At 70.5% G+C, this 19523-nt stretch carries 18 protein-coding genes and 1 pseudogene; 5 read left to right on the top strand and 14 right to left on the bottom strand.

The annotated features are described in order from the left end of the window. Positions 1-263 precede the first annotated feature (263 nt). Both O1Q96_RS08355 and leuA read right to left on the bottom strand, forming a co-directional pair. On the bottom strand, positions 264-974 hold the full coding sequence (locus tag O1Q96_RS08355) for a TerB family tellurite resistance protein (RefSeq protein ID WP_269247543.1): 711 nt from the start codon (positions 972-974) through the stop codon (positions 264-266). 173 nt (positions 975-1147) lie between these two features. Beyond that, positions 1148-2869: a 2-isopropylmalate synthase gene (gene leuA / locus O1Q96_RS08350; RefSeq protein WP_269247542.1), complete on the bottom strand. Its 1722-nt coding sequence runs from the start codon at positions 2867-2869 to the stop codon at positions 1148-1150. Positions 2870-3285: 416 nt separating this feature from the next. Between leuA and O1Q96_RS08345 the strand changes: the two genes are divergently transcribed. The 3 genes from O1Q96_RS08345 to O1Q96_RS08335 all read left to right on the top strand — a co-directional run bounded on the left by O1Q96_RS08345 (position 3286) and on the right by O1Q96_RS08335 (position 6076). Beyond that, a complete protein-coding gene (locus O1Q96_RS08345) occupies positions 3286-4356 on the top strand; it encodes a M4 family metallopeptidase (RefSeq protein WP_269247541.1) in 1071 nt (356 codons plus the stop codon). Between the two features lie 39 nt (positions 4357-4395). Beyond that, the gene (locus O1Q96_RS08340; protein WP_269247540.1) at positions 4396-4662 is read left to right on the top strand and encodes a protealysin inhibitor emfourin; all 267 of its coding nucleotides are present in this window, start codon (positions 4396-4398) and stop codon (positions 4660-4662) included. Between the two features lie 79 nt (positions 4663-4741). Further along, on the top strand, positions 4742-6076 hold the full coding sequence (locus tag O1Q96_RS08335; RefSeq protein WP_269247539.1) for a GH1 family beta-glucosidase: 1335 nt from the start codon (positions 4742-4744) through the stop codon (positions 6074-6076). A 57-nt stretch (positions 6077-6133) separates the two neighbouring features. On the opposite strand, the gene era is transcribed toward O1Q96_RS08335, so the two are convergent. Then, the gene (era, locus tag O1Q96_RS08330; protein ID WP_269247538.1) at positions 6134-7093 is read right to left on the bottom strand and encodes a GTPase Era; all 960 of its coding nucleotides are present in this window, start codon (positions 7091-7093) and stop codon (positions 6134-6136) included. 186 nt (positions 7094-7279) lie between these two features. On the opposite strand from era, the gene O1Q96_RS08325 reads away from it, so the two are divergent. Together O1Q96_RS08325 and O1Q96_RS08320 are read left to right on the top strand one after the other, a co-directional pair. After that, positions 7280-8605 (top strand): ammonium transporter, encoded by a 1326-nt coding sequence (locus tag O1Q96_RS08325; protein ID WP_269247537.1) that lies wholly within the window; start codon positions 7280-7282, stop codon positions 8603-8605. Beyond that, positions 8602-8940, top strand: a complete 339-nt coding sequence (locus O1Q96_RS08320) for a P-II family nitrogen regulator (RefSeq protein ID WP_269247536.1) — start codon at positions 8602-8604, stop codon at positions 8938-8940. Before O1Q96_RS08325 ends, O1Q96_RS08320 begins: the two co-directional genes overlap by 4 nt. Here the strand turns inward: O1Q96_RS08320 and O1Q96_RS08315 are convergent. The 11 genes and pseudogenes from O1Q96_RS08315 to O1Q96_RS08265 all read right to left on the bottom strand — a co-directional run. Beyond that, positions 8837-9847 (bottom strand): annotated as a pseudogene (locus O1Q96_RS08315) (DUF916 domain-containing protein); the annotation flags it as partial. The gene O1Q96_RS08320 and the pseudogene O1Q96_RS08315 overlap by 104 nt on opposite strands. Before the next feature lie 92 nt (positions 9848-9939). Then, positions 9940-11265: a WxL domain-containing protein gene (locus O1Q96_RS08310; protein WP_269247535.1), complete on the bottom strand. Its 1326-nt coding sequence runs from the start codon at positions 11263-11265 to the stop codon at positions 9940-9942. Positions 11266-11521: 256 nt separating this feature from the next. Beyond that, on the bottom strand, positions 11522-11998 hold the full coding sequence (locus O1Q96_RS08305) for a hypothetical protein (protein ID WP_269247534.1): 477 nt from the start codon (positions 11996-11998) through the stop codon (positions 11522-11524). Positions 11999-12364: 366 nt separating this feature from the next. Next, complete coding sequence (locus tag O1Q96_RS08300; RefSeq protein ID WP_269247533.1) at positions 12365-12718, bottom strand: cytidine deaminase; 354 nt, start codon at positions 12716-12718, stop codon at positions 12365-12367. A 182-nt stretch (positions 12719-12900) separates the two neighbouring features. After that, complete coding sequence (locus O1Q96_RS08295) at positions 12901-13260, bottom strand: MmcQ/YjbR family DNA-binding protein (RefSeq protein WP_269247532.1); 360 nt, start codon at positions 13258-13260, stop codon at positions 12901-12903. Beyond that, a complete protein-coding gene (locus O1Q96_RS08290) occupies positions 13257-14561 on the bottom strand; it encodes a hemolysin family protein (RefSeq protein ID WP_269247531.1) in 1305 nt (434 codons plus the stop codon). The genes O1Q96_RS08295 and O1Q96_RS08290 overlap by 4 nt, the downstream gene beginning before the upstream one ends. Beyond that, positions 14558-15055, bottom strand: coding sequence for an rRNA maturation RNase YbeY (ybeY, locus tag O1Q96_RS08285; RefSeq protein WP_269247530.1), 498 nt, complete (start codon positions 15053-15055; stop codon positions 14558-14560). The genes O1Q96_RS08290 and ybeY overlap by 4 nt, the downstream gene beginning before the upstream one ends. A gap of 12 nt (positions 15056-15067) precedes the next feature. Beyond that, positions 15068-16126 (bottom strand): PhoH family protein, encoded by a 1059-nt coding sequence (locus tag O1Q96_RS08280; RefSeq protein WP_269247529.1) that lies wholly within the window; start codon positions 16124-16126, stop codon positions 15068-15070. A 140-nt stretch (positions 16127-16266) separates the two neighbouring features. Then, positions 16267-17376: a carbohydrate kinase family protein gene (locus tag O1Q96_RS08275; protein ID WP_269247528.1), complete on the bottom strand. Its 1110-nt coding sequence runs from the start codon at positions 17374-17376 to the stop codon at positions 16267-16269. A gap of 202 nt (positions 17377-17578) precedes the next feature. Next, on the bottom strand, positions 17579-18571 hold the full coding sequence (locus O1Q96_RS08270) for an adenosine deaminase (RefSeq protein ID WP_269247527.1): 993 nt from the start codon (positions 18569-18571) through the stop codon (positions 17579-17581). 20 nt (positions 18572-18591) lie between these two features. After that, positions 18592-19497, bottom strand: a complete 906-nt coding sequence (locus O1Q96_RS08265) for a ribonuclease Z (RefSeq protein WP_269247526.1) — start codon at positions 19495-19497, stop codon at positions 18592-18594. Positions 19498-19523: the final 26 nt, after the last annotated feature.

Here is a 19523-nt window from a genome sequence, read left to right as displayed (position 1 = left end):
CTGCTTCGGTCTCCAGATTTCCGGTGGAGAGCACGGCTTACGTCAGGCAGGAGAGCGAGGTACGACGTACTGCCAGGGGCGACAGCGCGGACGGATTACTCCCCCGGGAGTAACCACCGCGCCCCATAAGGGGCGCGGGGAACTGCGCGACCAGCCACAGCGGACCCGCTGCAGGAATCACTCCCCGCCGGAAGGGCAGGACCGGGGCGGGCAGGACCGCGCCGGGCCGGGCCAAGGCGGCGGCCGCCGGGGACCCGCCCGGTTCACGACGGCGTCCGCGCCGCCGTGAGCAACCGGGTCACATCATCCGCACAGATCGTCAGCGCGGCGCCCACCGTCGTCAGGGTCTCGCGCTCGGCCGGTGTGTACGGGCCGTCGGCCAGGGCGATGCGGGCGCCCTGCAGAAGGATGGCCTCGCGGCCGGTGGGGGCGAGGTGCGGGGCCAGCGGGTCCAGCGCCTCGTGAAGCTCTATGGCCAGCCCCGGCCCGCAGGGTTCGCCGAAGAGACGGCCGGTGTCGGCGGCGAGGGCCTCGACGAGGGCGGCGAGCTGTTCCTCGGTGCAGTCGTCGAAGCCGGCCGAGCGGACGGCGCTCGCGGCGGTCTCCAGCGACGTACGGGCGCAGGTGCCGCCGGCGGCGAGGACGGCGAGGGCGACGGTGTGGACGGCGTCACGCAGCATCGCCGAGAAGCGGGTCGTGGTCGGGTGGTCGAGGACGTCCGCGCTGTAGTGGTTGCCGCAGGCCGCGCACTCGACGACGGGGCCCGTCTCGCCGCGCGGGAGGACCGGGACGCCGAGGCAGGTGAAGCGGCGGCGGCCGGTGAGGCGCTGGTAGTTGCGGTCTCCCCCGCAGCCCGGGCAGAAGAACTCGCCGTCGCCGACGGTGGTCCACGCCGTCCTGGTTCCGAGGATGCGAGAAACGCCCATGGTGCCGGCGCGGACAAACCGGCCGTTTCGTCCCCATCCTGGCAGCACGTTCGCACCTCCGTAATGCCGCGGCAACATCGCCGCGTTGGCGTGATGTTAGCCACATTGTTGATGCGGAGTCAGTACCCCGGGCGAGGCCGCTCGGCGACATGGCCGGATAAACGCCGCGGTCCCGCCCGCCTGTGAGGCGGACGGGACCGGAGAAACGCAGGTGAACGGCCTTATCGCGTCGCGCGGTTGACGGCGGAGACGACGGCCTTCAGTGAGGCGCGTGTCGTATTCGCGTCGATGCCGATTCCCCACAGCACCTTGTCGTCGATCGCGACCTCGATGTACGAGGCGGCCACCGCGGAGGCGCCCTCGCTCATCGTGTGCTCCTGGTAGTCCAGCAGGCGGGCGTCGACCCCGATGCCCTGCAGGGCGTGGAAGAACGCGGAGATCGGACCGTTGCCGGTACCCACCAGGGTGGTCTCGGTTCCGTCGACCTCGGCCTCGACGGTGAGCGTGTCCACACCGTCCTTGTCCGTCATGGACTGGCCGTTGCGGACCTGGACACGGCCCCACGGGTTGCGGGGGTTGGGCAGGTACTCGTCCTGGAAGGCCGCCCAGATGTCCTTCCCGGTGACCTCACCGCCCTCGGCGTCGGTCTTCGCCTGGATGATCTTCGAGAACTCGATCTGCATCCGGCGCGGCAGGTCGAGGCTGTGGTCGTTCTTCAGGACGTACGCGATACCGCCCTTGCCGGACTGCGAGTTGACCCGGATGACGGCCTCGTACGAGCGGCCGACGTCCTTGGGGTCGATCGGCAGGTACGGGACGGCCCACTCGATGTCGTCGACCGTGACGCCCTGGGTGGCCGCGTCGGCCTCCATGGCGTCGAAGCCCTTCTTGATGGCGTCCTGGTGGGAGCCGGAGAAGGAGGTGTAGACGAGGTCGCCGACGTACGGGTGGCGTGCGTGGACCTCCATCTGGTTGCAGTACTCGGCGGTGCGCCGGACGTCGTCGATGTTCGAGAAGTCGATCTGCGGGTCGACGCCCTGCGAGAACAGGTTCATTCCCAGGGTGACCAGGTCGACGTTGCCGGTGCGCTCGCCCTGGCCGAACAGGCAGCCCTCGATGCGGTCGGCGCCGGCCATCAGCGCCAGCTCGGCGGCCGCGACGGCCGTACCGCGGTCGTTGTGCGGGTGGACGGACAGGCAGACGTACTCGCGGCGGGACAGGTTGCGGGACATCCACTCGAAGCGGTCCGCGTGCGTGGAGGGGGTCGAACGCTCCACGGTGGCGGGCAGGTTGAGGATGATCTCGCGGTCCGGGCCGGGCTGCCAGACGTCCATGACGGCCTCGCAGACCTCCAGGGCGAAGTCCAGCTCGGTGTCGGTGAAGATCTCGGGGCTGTACTGGTAGCCGAAGACCGTCTCGGGGCCCAGCAGCTTCTCGGCGTACTCCATCACCAGTCGCGTGCCGTCGACGGCGATCTGCTTGATGTCGTCCTTGGAGCCGCGGAAGACGACCCGGCGGAAGACGGGCGCGGTGGCGTTGTAGAGGTGGACGGTGGCGCGCTTGGCGCCCTTCAGCGACTCGACGGTCCGCTCGATCAGGTCCTCGCGGGCCTGGGTCAGTACGGAGATCGTGACGTCGTCCGGGATCGCGCCCTCTTCCTCGACGATCGAGCGCACGAAGTCGAAGTCGGTCTGGCCGGAGGCCGGGAAGCCGACCTCGATCTCCTTGTAGCCCATCTTGACCAGCAGGTCGAACATCTCACGCTTGCGCGCGGGCGACATGGGGTCGATCAGGGCCTGGTTGCCGTCACGCAGGTCGGTGGAGAGCCAGCGGGGGGCGACGGTGATCCGGTTGTCCGGCCACGTACGGTCGGCGATGTCGACCTGGTCGTACGGGCGGTACTTGTGGATCGGCATGGAGGTGGACTGCTGGCGGTTCGCCATGATGCGAGGGGCTCCTCTTGGTCCGCTTGATCCTCGGAGAGACTCCGAGGGACGGCCGACGGCGCAACGCCGAACTCCGCGGGGAGGGGGTCGGCCTCGACTACAGGCCCTCGCCGCGGCAGCTAAGGAGAAGCAGCCCGAAACGCATGATGCACGGCAGCCTATCCGAGCCACGCCCTGTGTGAGGGGTCGTATCAGTATGCGGGACGCCAGGGACCTGCGGCACAAAAGGTGCAGAACGTCACACTCGCACCTATGACGACCCCCCGCGCAGGCGCAAGAACCCTCGCGATCAGCCACGACCGGTCGCCCGCCCGTAACACAGCGTCCACCCCGCAGCCCCTCTTATCCCCGCATTTCACCAATCATGGTTGCCCCTGGTGACAGTCGGGTCACGCAGTGCAATGGTGCCGGACATGACGACAAACGGGGGCTTCGAGCCCGTCTTCTGCACGATCGTCCCACCACACGTCCTCGACACACTGGCCCAGGCCGAGGACTCCGCCCTCGCGGGCAAGGCGCGCCGCACCCTGGAGCGCGACGCCCTCGAGCGCACCCACCGCAGGCTGACCACGGTCATCGGCGCACCCGGCCTGGCCCCGCCGAAGGGCGCCGCCGCGGACAGGCCGAACCGCACGATCCACGACGCCAGGCACAAGCAGGACCTGCCGGGCAGGAAGGTGCGCGGCGAGGGCGACAAGCCCGGCAAGGACGCCACCGTCAACCGCGCGTACGCGGGCCTGGGCGCGACCTTCGACCTGTTCCTGAACGCGTACCGGCGGAACTCGATCAACGGCGAGGGGCTGCCGCTGAACGCGACGGTGCACTTCGACGAGGACTACAACAACGCCTTCTGGAACGGCGAGCAGATGGTCTTCGGCGACGGTGACGGCGAGATCTTCCTCGACTTCACGATCCCGGTCGACGTCATCGGCCACGAACTCGCGCACGGTGTCACGCAGTACACCGCGAACCTCACGTACTTCGGCCAGTCCGGCGCGCTCAACGAGCACTTCTCCGACGTCTTCGGCTCGCTCATCAAGCAGTACACGCTCGGCCAGACCGCCGCCGAGGCCGACTGGCTGATCGGCGCCGGACTGCTCGCCCCGCGCGTCACGGGCACGGCCCTGCGCTCCATGAAGGCCCCCGGCACGGCGTACGACGACGACGTGCTCGGCAAGGACCCGCAGCCCGCCACGATGGACACCTATGTCCACACCAGCCGTGACAACGGCGGCGTCCACATCAACTCCGGCATCCCCAACCACGCCTTCTACCTGGCCGCGAACGCGCTCGGCGGGCACGCCTGGGAGCGGGCCGGGCAGGTCTGGTACGACGTGCTGACCGGCGGCGAGCTGGGCTCGCAGGCGGGCTTCACCGACTTCGCGACGCTGACCGTGGCGAAGGCGCGCGCCTCCTACGGCGAGGGCGACGAGCTGCAGGCCGTGACGAAGGCGTGGGAACAGGTCGGGGTACGGACCCTGTGATCGTGGCCCGGCCCGCCGTTTCGTACTAGACAGGACCCCATGCGTATTCAGGTGAGGCGCACGGGTGGATTCGCGGGCATCGAGCGGCACGCCGAGGTGGACACCTCGGGGCGCGCCGACGCCCAGGAGTGGCACGCCCTGGCCGGGCGGGTGATCGCCTCGGGCCGGGGCACGCCCCCCGTCGGCGTCCCGGACGGCTTCGCCTACCGGATCACGGTGGACGGGAAGACGGTGTACTGCGCGGATCCGCGCCTGACGGAGGAGCAGCGCACGCTGATCTCCCGAGTGCTGAAGGAGGGTTGCTGAGACGCGGCCGCCCCCACGCACCACAGGCCCCACCAGCCAGTTCACCCCACCCCGTTGACTTCCGTTACCGACGGTACAGATGATCGCGCGCATGGCGACGAACGCGACCGACCCGATACCCCAGTTCCCGGCCGGCTTCCTCTGGGGGGTCTCCACCTCGGCCCACCAGATCGAGGGCGCGGCCGACCTGCGCGAACCCTCCGTGTGGGACACCTTCACGGCCGAGCCGGGCCGGGTGAAGGACGGCTCGACGGCGGCGGTGGCCTGCGACCACTACCACCGCTATCCCGAGGACGTGGCGCTGCTGCGCGACCTCGGCGTCGACGCGTACCGCTTCTCGGTCTCCTGGCCGAGGGTGAACTCCCCCGGCGGCCTGGACTTCTACGACCGGCTGGTCGACGAGCTGTGCGCGGCGGGCGTACGCCCCGTGCCGACCCTCTTCCACTGGGATCTGCCCGTGTCGCTGGACTGGCTGGAGCGGGACACGGCCGGGCGGTTCGCCGAGTACGCCTCCCGGGTGGCGGCCCGCCTCGGGGACCGGATCACCAAGTGGATCACTCTCAACGAGCCCGCCGAACACACCCTGCTGGGCCACGCGCTCGGCGCCCACGCGCCCGGCAGGCAGCTCCTGTTCGACTCGCTCCCGGCGGCCCACCACCAGCTGCTGGGCCACGGGCTGGCCGTGCAGGCCCTGCGCGCCGCCGGAGCCTTTGACATCGGCATCGCCAACTCGCACGGCCCGACCTGGCCCGCGTCCCAGGAGCCGGCGGACCTGGAGGCGGCCGGCTTCTACGACCTGCTCCTCAACCGGCTGTTCGCGGACCCGGTGCTGCTCGGGCAGTACCCGGAAGGCGTCGCCGAGTTGATGCCCGGCGACCCCGAGGACGTCGCGTCGGACCTGAAGATCATCGGGGAGCCGGTCGACTGGTACGGGATCAACTACTACGCGCCGACGAGGGTGGGCGCGCCGCAGGGCTCGGAGATCGAGTTCGGCGGACTGACGATGCCCGCCGAACTCCCCTTCTCGGTAAGGGAGATCGAGGGCTATCCGGTGACGGACTTCGGCTGGCCGGTGGTCCCGGAGGCCCTCACGGAACTGCTGGTGGACTTCCGCGGGCGGTACGGCGACCGGCTCCCGCCCGTCGTCATCACGGAGAACGGATGCTCGTACGAGGGCCTCGACGACCAGGACCGGATCACGTACCTGGACGGTCATCTGCGGGCGCTGCACCGGGCGTCGGAGCAGGGCGTGGACGTCCGCGGATACTTCGTGTGGTCGCTCCTCGACAACTTCGAGTGGGCCGAGGGGTACGCGCGCCGCTTCGGTCTGGTGCACGTCGACTTCGAGACGCTGGAGCGGACCCCGAAGGCGTCGTACGGCTGGCTGCGGGACGTGGTCCGAGCCCAGCGGTGACACACCTCCGCGCTGTTTCCCGCGCCCCCTCGGGGGCGCGGGACAGGAGAAAGGCCGTCAGAAGCCGAGCTTGCGCAGCTGGCGCGGATCCCGCTGCCAGTCCTTCGCCACCTTCACATGGAGGTCCAGGAAGACCGGGGTCCCCAGCAACGCCTCGATCTGCTTGCGCGACTTGATCCCGACCTCCTTCAACCGCTTGCCCTTGGGCCCGATGACGATGCCCTTCTGGCTGGGCCGCTCGATGTAGACGAAGGCGTGGATGTCGAGGAGCGGCTTGTCCGCGGGCCGGTCCTCGCGCGGCAGCATCTCCTCCACGACGACGGCGATGGAGTGCGGCAGCTCGTCCCGCACTCCCTCCAGCGCGGCCTCGCGGATCAGCTCGGCCACCATGACCTGCTCGGGCTCGTCCGTGAGGTCGCCCTCGGGGTAGAGCGCCGGCCCCTCGGGGATCAACGGCACCAGCAGGTCCGCGAGCAGATCCACCTGCTTGTCCCCGACGGCGGACACGGGCACGATCTCGGCCCACTCGAACCCGAGCTCCTTGCCGAGCTGGTCGATGGCGATGAGCTGCTCGGCGAGCGTCTTGCTGTCCACGAGGTCGGTCTTCGTGACGATCGCGATCTTCGGCGTCCTCTTGATGGACGCAAGCTCCTTCGCGATGAAGCGGTCACCGGGACCGAGCTTCTCGTTCGCCGGCAGGCAGAAGCCGATCACGTCGACCTCGGCCCACGTCGCGCGCACGACGTCGTTGAGCCTCTCGCCCAGCAGCGTGCGCGGCTTGTGCAGCCCGGGGGTGTCCACCAGGATCAGCTGCGCGTCGGGCCGGTGCACGATGCCGCGTACCGTGTGCCGCGTGGTCTGCGGCTGGTTCGCGGTGATCGCCACCTTCTGGCCGACCAGAGCATTCGTGAGGGTGGACTTGCCCGCGTTGGGGCGGCCCACGAAGCAGGCGAAGCCGGCGCGGTGGGGTGCCCCCGAGGATTCCGGCGGCTCGGATGACTGGGTACGAACGCTCATGGCGCCCATTGTCCCTGATCGTCGGGCACCTGCCGTACCAGGATTCCGGCGTCCGCCAGCGATCCACCCCCGGTGAGCTTCCGGAAACCCCCGCGCAACACGAAACGTCACGGAAACACAGCTGTACGCGACCGGAAACGCGTACCGGTGACGCTCTCCCGAGCCCCCCACCCCGTTGGAGAGACCGTGACTCTGACCGCCGCGTCCATAGACACCGGCGACACCGCCTGGCTGCTCGCAGCCACCGCGCTCGTCCTGCTGATGACTCCGGGCCTCGCCCTGTTCTACGGCGGCATGGTCCGCACGAAGAGCGTCCTCAACATGCTGATGATGAGTTTCGTGTCGATCGCCCTGGTCACGGTCGTGTGGCTGGCCGCCGGCTACTCGCTCGCGTTCGGCGACGACGCCGGCGGCGGACTCATCGGCGGGCTGAAGCACGCGGGCATGGCGGGCCTCGGGCCGGACAGCGTGCAGGGCACGATCCCGACCCTGCTCTTCGCCACCTTCCAGCTCACCTTCGCGATCATCACGGCGGCGCTGATCAGCGGGGCGGTCGCGGACCGCGCGAGGTTCGGCGCCTGGCTGGTCTTCGTCCCGCTGTGGGTCCTGCTCGTATACGTTCCGATCGCCCACTGGGTGTGGGGCCCGGGCGGCTGGATCCTGGAGGATCTGGGCGCCCTGGACTTCGCGGGCGGCCTGCCGGTCGAGATCACCTCGGGGGCGTCCGGGCTCGCGCTGTGCCTGGTCCTGGGCCCGCGGCTCGGTTTCCGGAAGGACGCGATGCGCCCGCACAACCTGCCGATGGTGATGCTGGGCGCGGGTCTGCTGTGGTTCGGCTGGTTCGGCTTCAACGCGGGCTCGGCACTCGGCGCGAACGGTCTCGCGGCCGCCGTCTTCCTCAACACCCTCGCCGCGGGATGCACCGGTCTCCTCGGCTGGCTCTTCGTGGAGCAGCGGCGCGACGGCCACCCCACCACGCTGGGCGCGGCGTCCGGAGTGGTCGCGGGCCTGGTCGCCATCACCCCCTCCTGCGGGTCGGTCTCCCTCCCGGGCGCGCTGGTCGTCGGTCTCGCCGCCGGTGTCGTCTGCTCGTACGCCGTGGGCTGGAAGTTCCGGCTGAACTACGACGACTCGCTGGACGTCGTCGGCGTCCACCTGGTCGGCGGTGTCATCGGCACCGTCCTCATCGGCGTCTTCGCCACCGAGGCCATGACCGGCGGGGCCGAGGGTCTCCTGTACGGCGGCGGCTTCGGTCAGCTCGGCAGGCAGCTGGTCGCGGTCGTGGCCGTCGGCCTGTACGCCTACACCGTCACGTACGGGGTCGCCAGGCTGATCGACAAGGTCATGGGATTCCGGGCGGACGAGGAGCAGGAGCAGACCGGCCTGGACCTTACGGTGCACGCCGAGACCGCTTACGATCACGGGGTCCTGGGCCACGGCGCCCCGGTCTCCGCTTCTTCTTCCCTTTCTTCCGTCGTCCCCACCGCACAGAAGGTCAAGCCCCAGGAATGAAGCTCATCACCGCGGTCATCAAGCCGCACCGCCTCGACGAGGTCAAGACCGCCCTGCAGGAGATCGGCGTGCACGGCCTGACCGTCACGGAGGCCAGCGGGTACGGGCGCCAGCGCGGCCACACGGAGGTGTACCGAGGTGCCGAGTACCGCGTCGACCTCGTCCCGAAGGTCCGTATCGAGGTGGTCGTCGAGGACGCGGACGCCGAACCCGTCATCGAGGCGATCGTGAAGGCCGCGCAGACGGGGAAGATCGGCGACGGAAAGGTGTGGGCCGTGCCGGTGGAGACGGTGGTTCGGGTACGGACGGGTGAGCGCGGTCCCGACGCCCTCTGACGCGGGTCACGACCACCGCGGCCGCGATTCCCGCTCCCAGCACCACCGCCATGAGCCACGGCAGTGCGAAGAACGAGGTGCTCGACGACTCGCGGGTGTCGCGTGCGCTGACCGTCAACGTCACGTCGCCCCAGTCGAGTTGGGGGGCGCCGTGCCAGGGCTCGGTGAGCCGTACCGTCTGCCCGGGAAGCAGCTCCGAGGGGACCTTGGCCAGGTCCCGGGAGAGCAGCTCACGGCCGAAGAGCCCTTCCGCCCTCAGCCGCACCTCGGGATCGAGGGTGACGTTGCCGGTGTTGCGGAGCGTGTACGAGACAGTGGCCGTGCTGTCGCCGATGCCCGGGACCAGGGGCTGGTGGTGGCTGATGCGGACCTTCTCCACGGCGACGGCCGGTACGGTCGGCCCGCCCACCCGCAGGTAGATCCGGGCGCCGACGGCCCGCTGCACACCGACCTCGACCGCGCCCTCTCCCGGGTCGATCCGCTCGTCCAGGGCGACCAGTGCACCGGGGTGATCGCCCGGTTCGGCCGTCTCGGGCACCCGGATCGTGAACGGCACGGTGACCTTGCCGTGCGCGGACACCTCGACCCGGTCCTTGGCGGGCTTCGCCCAGGCGCCCACGCCCCGCTGTTTCTCCTTCGAGGTGCGGACGGCGAACCCGCCGTCCCGCGCGGTGTTGTAGGCGTCGGCCGCGTAGAGGCGGAACGTCAGGGGCCGACCGGTCTTGTTGGCGACGGTGACCTTGTCCTGGAGGGTCGCGCCCGGGTCGGCGGAGAGATGGAAGTAGGGCCGCGAGGCGAGTTCCGACGACACGGGGAAGACGGACCAGCTGCCGTTGTCGGCGGCGTGCGCGGGTGCCCCGGCCAGGGCGAGGAACAGCAGCAGGAGGAAGAGGAACGGCTTGCGCATGGGTGCGGACCCCCGATGGCGAGTCGGACGGACGAGGTGGGCGGGCGGGTGCGCGCCCTGCCCACCGATGGAAAGTGCCTGCTGACGAGAGATCAGGTGAGCGTCAGCGTCAGCACGCCGGAGTAGGAACCGGGCGGGGTGAACGCCGGGACGTTCAGCGAGAGCCGGGCGTCGACGGTGAACTCACCACCGGTGAGCGTCCCGTTGGGAGCGGACGCCAGAGTCGCTCCCGCGCTGCCGACCGCACCGGGCGAGCCGGGCCGGCAGGTGCTCGGGCTGCCGGCCTTGGTGCCGCAGACCGGGGTCCAGCCGAGCTTGCCCGCGTCGATCTTCGCGCCGCCGGGACCGGTGAAGTCGGTGACCTTGCCGGTCAGGGACCAGCCCGCGGGTCCGCCGCGGAAGTCCTTGACGGTCACCGTCTGCAGGGAGCCGCGGGAGAACCCGCCCTTGCCGTAGTCGACCGCCGCGAGTTCGACGGTGTCACCGGCCTGGGTCATGGACAACGTCCCTGCTTTGACCGAGGAGTTGAGTTTCTGGCTGCCTTCGGGGAGAGGCGTGTCGTCGATGACGACATAGGCGGCGGGACCCGCCCCCTTGTCGTCGCTCCAGGCACTCCCCTCGTACGCCACGACTCCGGTGGTCGCCTTGTCGCTGACGGCCAGGGTGCCGCTGAAGGCGCCCTGGGCGTTCGCGGTGGCGCCGGCCTTGTCCGCCGTCTGCGCGGCCCCGGCCCGCCCCGCGAGGGTGACGGTGGCGCCGGGTGCGAAGTTCGTTCCGGTGACGGTCACGCTGTCACCGGGCTTGCCGGAGGCCGAACCGAGGCTGATGGCACGGTTGTTGGTCTGTCCGCCGTCCGTCGCGGTGACCGTCTCGGAGACCGGGGCGGGCGGGCTGGTGACCGTGCACGGGGTGTCCAGCTCCAGGAGGTAGCTGGTGTGGATGTTGTAGTCGCCGGGCGAAAGGGTGATCGCGCCGGGTGTGGTGACCGTGAAGGTGCCGGTCATCGAGAACGACGGGAAGGCCCCCTTCCCTGGTACCGGGTCGTTCTTCTTCGGGCCCGTGACCGTGACGGCACCGGTCTGCACGCCACCGAGGGTGACCTTGCCGGTGGGCGTCATGATGTCGGCGGGCAGGGCGATGTCGACCGGGTTGCTCGCCGCCGGCTTGACCACCGTGTACGTGACGGTGACGGTGTCGCCGACCTTGGGCGCGGCGTTGTCCACCGTGATCCTGGCCGTGGTGGTGCCGTCGATCGGGGGGATGCCCGCGATGGGCGGCGGTACGCAGTGCGTGGCGAAGTCGACCTGCTGGGGTTCCGCGCTCGCGGGGCAGGCGAGTGCGCCTCCCGCGGTGACCGAGAGTGCGGTCGCTCCGAGAAGTGCCGCCCAGCGATGGCGTCTTCGGGTTCCTGAACCCATGTGTGCCCCTCCTGAGGATGTGGGCGCAGCGGCTCTTCCGCGTTCTTCTGCGCCGCCAGGAGGTCATTGATGTGCGGGTTGTGTGAAAAGTCAATGGAACCATTACGCGCCAACTGATGGCCCATCAGTTTCTGTCAACTTCCCATCCCTGTGCGGCAGTTACGGGAGGCGACAGCACACGGACCGGTGCCGCTGCGCGCGGGCGGCACCGGTCCGTGCTCGGCTCTGTTCGTGGGGGGAAATTACGTCACTGCGCTCACTCGAACACGAACGGGCCCGGCGACTGCGGCCCCTCCGCCGTGCAGGTCACGGTGATGAACCCGAAGATCACCATCTTCAGGGAACCACCGAAGGCATCAAGGCTGTCGCCGGCTGCGACAGTGCCGGTCAGCGGGCCGACCGAGACACCGTCACCCGCGGCCATCGCCGGGTTCTTGGTGCCCGTGAAGGCTGTCGTGCCACCGCTCGCCTTGGACAGCGTGAGCGTGGACGCGATCGAGTCCTGGGCGAGGGCGAGCGGGGAGGTGATCTCGGAGGAGCTGAGGGTGATGGTGGCCTGGGTGCCGTTCTGGGTGGCCGTGAGGGTGGCTTCACCGCCGCCGTAGGTGCCGCAGTCGGCGATGATGGTGGCGGACTGGGGGACGACGGCCGCGGCGCCCGGCGCGAGCGCCAGGCCTGCGGCGAGGGTGCCTGCGGCTAACGCCGCGCCGATTCCGAGTCGGTTACATCTCATGGGGGTTCCCTTCCCTTGTACGGGAATTGCCAGGTGGGGACAGCCGACGGGCACGCCTGCCGGCGCTGGTGCGGGATTTCTTGACGCACGGACGACTCGCCACGAGCGGTGTGCGGCACGCTGTGGCTCACGAATCTGACGGTCCGTCGGAAGAGCTGTCGTCCATTGAGACGCGAGCGGCCCGGGATTGCAAGAGAAGCGGTAGTGATTCTTCCGGTGGGTCGTGACGGGGCCGACGCCGACGGCTCGCGTTCCCGCCCCCGCCGCCCCTGCCCTTCCCGTCGTTCCCGTGCCTTCCGGGTCCTCTCGGGATCCGCCCGCGCCCCCGCTCCTCAAGGCGCCGGCGGGTCCGGGACCGCCGGGGCCTCAGCCCGCGGTCAGCCGCTCGCGCACTTCCCCGTCCACTCCCGCGACCAGCACAGGCGTCCCCGCCCCGCCGAGGTCCCGCACGGCCGCGAGGTCACCGTCCCCCAGGGACTCCCCCTCGCTCACCACCGCCGCGGCCTCCAGCGACTTCGCCCCGGACGCCACGGCCATGGCCACCGCGGTCCGCAGCGCGCTGAGCCGCAGCGACGGCAGGGCGACGGTGCCCGCCACGTAGGTACGGCCGTTGTCGTCGCGTACGGCCGCTCCCTCGGGCACTCCGTTGCGGGCCCGGGCGGCACGGGCCAGGGTGACGATCTTGCGGTCCTCGGGATCGAGCGCGGTGCTGTCGGTCATGCCCAGAGCATACGAAGCCCCACCCGGACCGCGCGCGGCGGTACACGACGCGGCCCGCACCCGTGCCGCGTCGGGTACCGCCGCGCGGACAGCGACCCGGCCGCCCGGGTCCCGGCGCGAAGGCCGCCCCGTCGCGCCCCGTCCCGGACAGCCCCATCGCGGCGACCGGTCGGCAGACCGGCTCAGGGGCGGTCCAGGCGCAGCCGCTCGGCCCTCGGCAGACCGGCCACCACCAGGTCGTACGAGTCCTCGACGAGCTCCCGGACGACACGGTCCGGGAGGCCGCCGTCGACCGTGACCGTGTTCCAGTGCCGCTTGTTCATGTGGTAGCCGGGGGCGATCAGACCCTCGTACTCGGCGCGCAGCCGCACCGCGTCCTCAGGGTCGCACTTCAGGTTGACCGTCAGCGGGCGGGCGTCCAGGGCACTGAGCGCGAACATCTTCCCCAGCACCTTGAAGACCGAGGTCTGCGGGGTGAAGGGGAAGTCCTCGACGGCCGCGTTCAAGGAGAGGCAGAGCGTCCGCAGCTCCCGCGGGGTCATTCCGGTTTCTCCTCCTCCGCGGAACCGGCCGGGCCGACGGGCTCGACCAGCACCGTGACGATCTTGTTCCGGCGGCCGGCCGAGGCCTCGGCCGTCAGCCGCAGTTCACGCCCGTCGGGAAGCTCGACCACCGAGGAGGCCCCGGCGATGGGCACACGCCCCAGCGCCTTCGCGAGCAGTCCGCCCACCGTCTCGACGTCCTCGTCGTCGTACGCCTCGAAGCCGTACAGCTCTCCGAGGTCCCCGATGTCGAGCCGCGCCGTCACCCGGTAGCGGTCGTCGCCGAGGTCCTCCACCGGCGGCAGCTCCCGGTCGTACTCGTCGGTGATCTCGCCGACGATCTCCTCGAGGATGTCCTCGATGGTGACGATGCCCGCCGTGCCGCCGTACTCGTCGATGACGACGGCGACGTGGTTGCGGTCCTGCTGCATCTCGCGCAGCAGGTCACCGGCGTTCTTCGTGTCCGGGACGAACGCGGCGGGCCGCATCGCCGTGGACACCAGCTCGCTCTCCGCGTCCCGGCTGATGTGGGTCTTGCGGGCCAGGTCCTTCAGGTACACGATCCCGACGACGTCGTCCTCGCTCTCCCCGGTGACGGGGACGCGCGAGAAACCGGACCGCAGGGCCAGCGTCAGCGCCTGCCGGATGGTCTTGTGGCGCTCGATGACCACCAGGTCCGTACGCGGGACCATGACCTCCCGGACCAGCGTGTCGCCCAACTCGAAGACGGAGTGCACCATCCGGCGCTCCTCGTCCTCGATGAGCGACTCCTTCTCGGCGAGGTCGACCATCGCCCGCAGCTCGGCCTCGGAGGCGAACGGGCCGCGCCGGAAGCCCTTGCCGGGCGTGAGGGCGTTGCCGATGAGGATGAGCAGGGGCGGGACGGGGCCCATGATCCGGGCCAGCGGCAGCAGCACGTAGGCGGCGGCCGTGGCCGTGTTCAGCGGGTGCTGGCGGCCGATGGTGCGGGGCGAGACCCCGACCGCGACGTACGAGACGAGGACCATCACCCCGATGGCGACGGCCAGCGCCTCCCAGGTCTCGGCGAACTCCCGCAGGCAGGCGTACGTGACGAGTGCGGCGGCGGCCATCTCGCAGGTGACGCGCACCAGCAGTGCCACGTTCAGGTAGCGGGTCGGGTCGGCGGCGACCTGGGCGAGCTTGGCGCTGCCGCGGCGGCCGGACCGTACCGCCTCCTCGGCCCGGAAGCTGGAGACGCGGGCGAGACCGGCCTCCGCGCAGGCGGCGAGCCAGGCGATCACGACCAGGGCGATGGCGCCCAGAACGAGTTGGGGGCTCATGAGACGGTCGGAGCCGGGGACGGGCCGGTCAGGCCCTTCTCCGCACGCCAGCCGTCCACGATGGCCGCCTGCAGACCGAACATCTCGGCCTTCTCGTCCGGCACCTCGTGGTCGTAACCGAGCAGGTGCAGCACCCCGTGGACGGTGAGGAGGTGGAGCTCCTCGTCCATGGAGTGCTGCGTCGGGGCCTCCCGGCCCTGCCGCTCGGCGACCTCCGGGCAGAGCACGATGTCGCCGAGCAGGCCCTGCGGCGGCTCGTCGTCGTCCTTCGTCGGCGGCCGCAGCTCGTCCATCGGGAACGACATGACGTCCGTCGGGCCCGGCAGGTCCATCCACTGGATGTGCAGCTGCTCCATGGCTGCGGCGTCCACGACGATCACCGAGAGCTCGGAGAGCGGGTGGATGCGCATCCGCGCGAGCGCGTAGCGGGCGATGTCGAGGATCGCCTGCTCGTCGACCTCGGTTCCGGACTCGTTGTTGACGTCGATCGACATGGTCGCGCTGGTCTACTTCCGTTTGTTACGGGCGCCCTTGTGGGTGCCGTTCTCCGTACCGTTCTCGCTGTCGTACTTCTCGTACGCGTCGACGATACGGCCGACCAGCTTGTGCCGTACGACATCGTGGGACGTGAGCCGGGAGAAGTGGACGTCGTCGAGGCCCTCCAGGATGTCCTGGACCTGACGCAGACCGGACTTCGTGCCGCTCGGCAGGTCGACCTGCGTCACGTCACCGGTGATCACGATCTTCGATTCGAAGCCGAGCCGGGTGAGGAACATCTTCATCTGCTCGGGGCTCGTGTTCTGGGCCTCGTCCAGGATGATGAAGGCGTCATTGAGAGTACGGCCCCGCATGTACGCCAGCGGCGCCACCTCAATGGTCCCCGCCGCCATCAGCCTCGGAATCGAGTCCGGGTCCAGCATGTCGTGCAGCGCGTCGTACAGCGGGCGCAGGTACGGGTCGATCTTCTCGTAGAGCGTGCCGGGCAGGAAGCCCAGGCGCTCTCCGGCCTCGACCGCCGGGCGGGTCAGGATGATGCGGTTGACCTGCTTCGACTGCAGGGCCTGCACGGCCTTGGCCATGGCGAGGTAGGTCTTGCCCGTACCGGCCGGACCGATGCCGAAGACGATGGTGTGCTTGTCGATGGCGTCGACGTACCGCTTCTGGTTGAGCGTCTTGGGGCGGATGGTGCGTCCGCGCGAGGACAGGATGTTCTGGGTCAGGACCTCGGCCGGGGTCTCCTCGCCGTCGCCCTCCCCGTTCTCGCTCGCCCGCAGCATGGCGATCGACCGTTCCACAGCGTCCTCCGTCATCGGCTGTCCGGTGCGGAGCACCAGCATCATCTCGTCGAACAGGCGCTGGACGAGGGCCACTTCACGGGCGTCGCCGACGGCGCTGATCTCATTGCCCCGGACGTGGATGTCGGCCGCCGGGAAGGCCTTCTCGATCACGCGCAGGAGGGCGTCTCCGGAGCCCAGCAGGGTCACCATGGGGTGCTTGGCCGGGACGGTGAACTGCGCTCGCGCCTGCCCCTGGGCGGGGGTCTGTGCTGTGGGTGTCTGCGTCATGGGCCGGCTCTGTAGGCCTGCTCATCCTCCTCCGTGAGGCACGCTTGCCGGTTACGGCAGCCTTGTGCTTCCAAGAGTACGTCGGGGCACCGACAACGCCGTAGGACTTTTCCGCCGCACCTGTGGCCTCATGCGTCACGTCATGCGGAACTGCGGAATCCGATCGTCGGTACGGCCCGTCTCAGGGGCCACGCCCGGGTGGTTTCCGGAAGCAGGGGTTCCAGGAAGGCGTACCGGCCGAGCGCGGCGGGATCCTGGTGGGCGTAGGACTGCACGCGGCGCCACCACGCGGCGATCTCCGACCAGCCGGGCGCGGACAGGGACCCGCCGAACTCCTGGACCGACAGGGCCGCGGTGAGGCCCGCGAAGGCCAGGCGGTCGGCGAGGGGCCAGCCGGCCAGCGTGCCCGTCACGAACCCGGCGACGAAGACGTCCCCGGCGCCGGTCGGGTCCATCGCCTCGACCTCGATGGCCGGAACCTCCGCGGTCTCGCCGGTCCGGCCGTCCACGGCGTACGCGCCCTCGGCACCGAGAGTGACGACGGCGAGCGGCACGTGTCCGGTGAGCGCGTGCGCGGCCGCGCGGGGGCACGAGGCGCCCGTGTACCGCATGGCCTCCTCGGCGTTCGGCAGGAAGGCCTCGCAGTGCCGCAGGTCGGGCAGTCCCGCGAGGTCCCAGCGTCCCGTGTCGTCCCAGCCGACGTCGGCGAAGATCCGGGTGCCCTTGCTCGCGGCGCCGGCGATCCAGGGCGCGCGCGTGCCGGGCGTCAGCGACGCGACGGCCGCCCGCGCGCGGGGCGGGCAGTCGGGGGCGGGCTCCTCCGGCGGCGGCTCGTGTCCATGGCTCACCATGGTGCGCTCGCCCTCGTACGCCATCGAGACCGTCACCGGGGAGTGCCAGCCGGGGGCGGTGCGGGACGTGGAGAGGTCGATGTGCTCGCCCTGCTCCAGGGCGTCCCAGCAGTACTCCCCGTAGTGGTCGTCCCCGAAGGCCGCCGCGAGTGACGTCCGCAGGCCCAGCCTGGCCAGCGCGGTCGCCATGTTCGCGACGCCGCCGGGGCTGGAGCCCATCCCGCGGGCCCAGGACTCGGTGCCGCGGACGGGGGCGGAGTCGAGTCCGGTGAAGATGATGTCGAGGAAGACGGTCCCGGTGAGGTAGACGTCCCAGGGCGGGTCGTCGGAGCGGCGCAGTTCGGCGAGGGGGTCGAACTGGGCCTGGCGGTACGGTCCCTTCCCGTTGGACGCGGTCACTGTGCGCTCCCATGCGGTGGTGCGGATTCAGGCCAGTGTGCACCAGACGCTCCGCCGGGGCGCTCAGGGTGACGTGTCGGCGGGGACGTGCGGCTCCGCGTGGCCGGTCGCGCCCAGGCGGCGGAGCCCGCGGATCGTCACGGTCCCGCGCCCCTGGGTACCTGAGGGTGCGGGGAACTGCGCGGTCTTTCCGGGCTCCCGGTCAGGGGAACTCGTACGCCTCCACCTCGGCGATGTACCGGCTCCGCCGCTCCTCGTCGTCGTCGAGGAAGGACGCGACGAACGAGTTCCGCGCGAGCTCGCGCAACCGCTCCGGGGACAGTCCCAGCGCCTCCCGCACCGCACGGAAGTTGTCCCCGGCGTACCCGCCGAAGTACGCGGGGTCGTCCGAGTTGACCGTGCACAGCAGTCCCGCGTCGAGCATCGCGGGCAACGGGTGATCCGCCAGGACGTCGACGGCCCGCAGCCGCACGTTGGACAGGGGGCACACCGTCAGCGGCACCCGGTCACGCACCAGCCGGGCCACCAGGCCGGGGTCCTCCATGCACCGGAGCCCGTGGTCGATCCGCTCGACGCCGAGCACGTCGAGCGCCTCGGTGATGTACGCGGGCGGCCCCTCCTCGCCCGCGTGGGCGACCCTTCGCAGGCCGAGCGCGGCGGCGGCCTCGTACACCTCGCGGAACTTGGCCGGCGGGTGTCCGACCTCGGCGGAGTCGAGTCCGACGCCGATGATCCGGCCCAGATACGGCTTCGCGGACTCCAGGGTCTCCAGCGCGGACTCGGCGGACTCGTCCCGCAGGAAGCACATGATCAGCCGGGTGGAGATCCCGTGCGCGGCCTCGCTCCGGTCGAGCGCCCGCCCGAGCCCCTCCACCACGGTCCCGATCCCGACGCCCCGTGAGACGTGCGCCTGGGGGTCGAAGAAGATCTCCGCGTGCCGCACGCCCTGCGCGGCGGCGCGCGCGAGATACGCGTCGACGAGGTCCGCGAAGTCGTCCTCGGTGCGGAGCACCGCCATGAGCTCGTAGTACAGGTTGAGGAACGACTGCAGATCGGAGAACTCGTACGCCTTGCGGAGCTCCTCCGTATCGGCGTAGGGCAGCGCGATCCCGTTGCGGGCGGCCAGCGCGAAAGCCAGCTCGGGTTCGAGAGTGCCTTCGATATGGAGGTGCAGTTCAGCTTTGGGGAGGGGCATCGAAGCATGGTACGGGCGTTTCACCGACGCTTCGGAACCGGCACCCTCTGCAGATCGTGTGCCACCGTCAGCTCCCCCTCGAACCCGGCGGCCCGCGCCTGCCGCTCGAACTCCTCGGGCTCGGAGTAGCGCTGGCTGAAGTGGGTGAGCACGAGATGCCGCACACCGGCGTCCCGGGCCACTTCTGCTGCCTGACCTGCGGTCAGATGCCCGTGGTCGACCGCGAGTTGCACGTCCTCGTCCAGGAACGTCGACTCGATGACGAGCAGGTCGCAGCCCTCCGCGAGCGCGTGGACCCCGTCGCACAGCCGGGTGTCCATGACGAACGCGAACCGCTGTCCGCGCCGCACCTCGCTGACGTCGTCGAGCACGACGTCCCCCAGCGCCCCCTCCCGCTGGATCCGCCCCACGTCCGCGCCCCTGATCCCGTACGAGGCGAGCCGTTCGGGCAGCATCCGGCGCCCGTCGGGCTCGACGAGCCGGTAGCCGTACGACTCGACGGGGTGGGAGAGCTTGCGGGCCTCCAGCGTGTACGACGCCGTGGACGCGAGGACGCCGTCGGAGTCGGCCGGCGCCTCGGTGAGCGAGACCGTCTCGCGGTAGGCGGTCGCGTACCGCAGCCGGTCGAAGAAGCGCTGCCCGGAGCGCGGGTAGTGCGCGCTGATCTCGTGCGGCACGCGGTCGAGGTTGATCCGCTGGATCACCCCGGCGAGTCCGAGGGAGTGGTCGCCGTGGAAGTGCGTGACGCAGATCCGGTGCAGGTCGTGCGCGGCGACCCCGGCACGCAGCATCTGCCGCTGCGTGCCCTCGCCGGGGTCGAAGAGGATGCCCTCGCCGTCCCAGCGCAGCAGGTAGCCGTTGTGGTTGCGGTGCCGGGTGGGGACCTGGCTGGCGGTGCCCAGGACCACCAGTTCACGTACGGACACGTCGAGTTAGCCGCGCTTTCCGAGTG

This window comes from Streptomyces aurantiacus (assembly GCF_027107535.1).
Taxonomy (GTDB): Bacteria; Actinomycetota; Actinomycetes; order Streptomycetales; family Streptomycetaceae; genus Streptomyces.
This window is presented reverse-complemented; position numbering and strand designations above follow the sequence as displayed.

What these genes read in the sequence shown, in the direction of transcription:
- O1Q96_RS08340 (WP_269247540.1), top strand. Translation starts at nt 4,396, where the DNA reads ATGCGTATTCAGGTGAGGCGCACGGGTGGATTCGCGGGCATCGAGCGG.
- O1Q96_RS08335 (WP_269247539.1), top strand. Translation starts at nt 4,742, where the DNA reads ATGATCGCGCGCATGGCGACGAACGCGACCGACCCGATACCCCAGTTC.
- ybeY (WP_269247530.1), bottom strand. Translation starts at nt 15,055, where the DNA reads ATGTCGATCGACGTCAACAACGAGTCCGGAACCGAGGTCGACGAGCAG.
- era (WP_269247538.1), bottom strand. Translation starts at nt 7,093, where the DNA reads ATGAGCGTTCGTACCCAGTCATCCGAGCCGCCGGAATCCTCGGGGGCA.
- O1Q96_RS08320 (WP_269247536.1), top strand. Translation starts at nt 8,602, where the DNA reads ATGAAGCTCATCACCGCGGTCATCAAGCCGCACCGCCTCGACGAGGTC.
- O1Q96_RS08300 (WP_269247533.1), bottom strand. Translation starts at nt 12,718, where the DNA reads ATGACCGACAGCACCGCGCTCGATCCCGAGGACCGCAAGATCGTCACC.
- O1Q96_RS08280 (WP_269247529.1), bottom strand. Translation starts at nt 16,126, where the DNA reads ATGACGCAGACACCCACAGCACAGACCCCCGCCCAGGGGCAGGCGCGA.
- O1Q96_RS08290 (WP_269247531.1), bottom strand. Translation starts at nt 14,561, where the DNA reads ATGAGCCCCCAACTCGTTCTGGGCGCCATCGCCCTGGTCGTGATCGCC.
- leuA (WP_269247542.1), bottom strand. Translation starts at nt 2,869, where the DNA reads ATGGCGAACCGCCAGCAGTCCACCTCCATGCCGATCCACAAGTACCGC.
- O1Q96_RS08345 (WP_269247541.1), top strand. Translation starts at nt 3,286, where the DNA reads ATGACGACAAACGGGGGCTTCGAGCCCGTCTTCTGCACGATCGTCCCA.
- O1Q96_RS08305 (WP_269247534.1), bottom strand. Translation starts at nt 11,998, where the DNA reads ATGAGATGTAACCGACTCGGAATCGGCGCGGCGTTAGCCGCAGGCACC.
- O1Q96_RS08310 (WP_269247535.1), bottom strand. Translation starts at nt 11,265, where the DNA reads ATGGGTTCAGGAACCCGAAGACGCCATCGCTGGGCGGCACTTCTCGGA.
- O1Q96_RS08270 (WP_269247527.1), bottom strand. Translation starts at nt 18,571, where the DNA reads ATGCCCCTCCCCAAAGCTGAACTGCACCTCCATATCGAAGGCACTCTC.
- O1Q96_RS08295 (WP_269247532.1), bottom strand. Translation starts at nt 13,260, where the DNA reads ATGACCCCGCGGGAGCTGCGGACGCTCTGCCTCTCCTTGAACGCGGCC.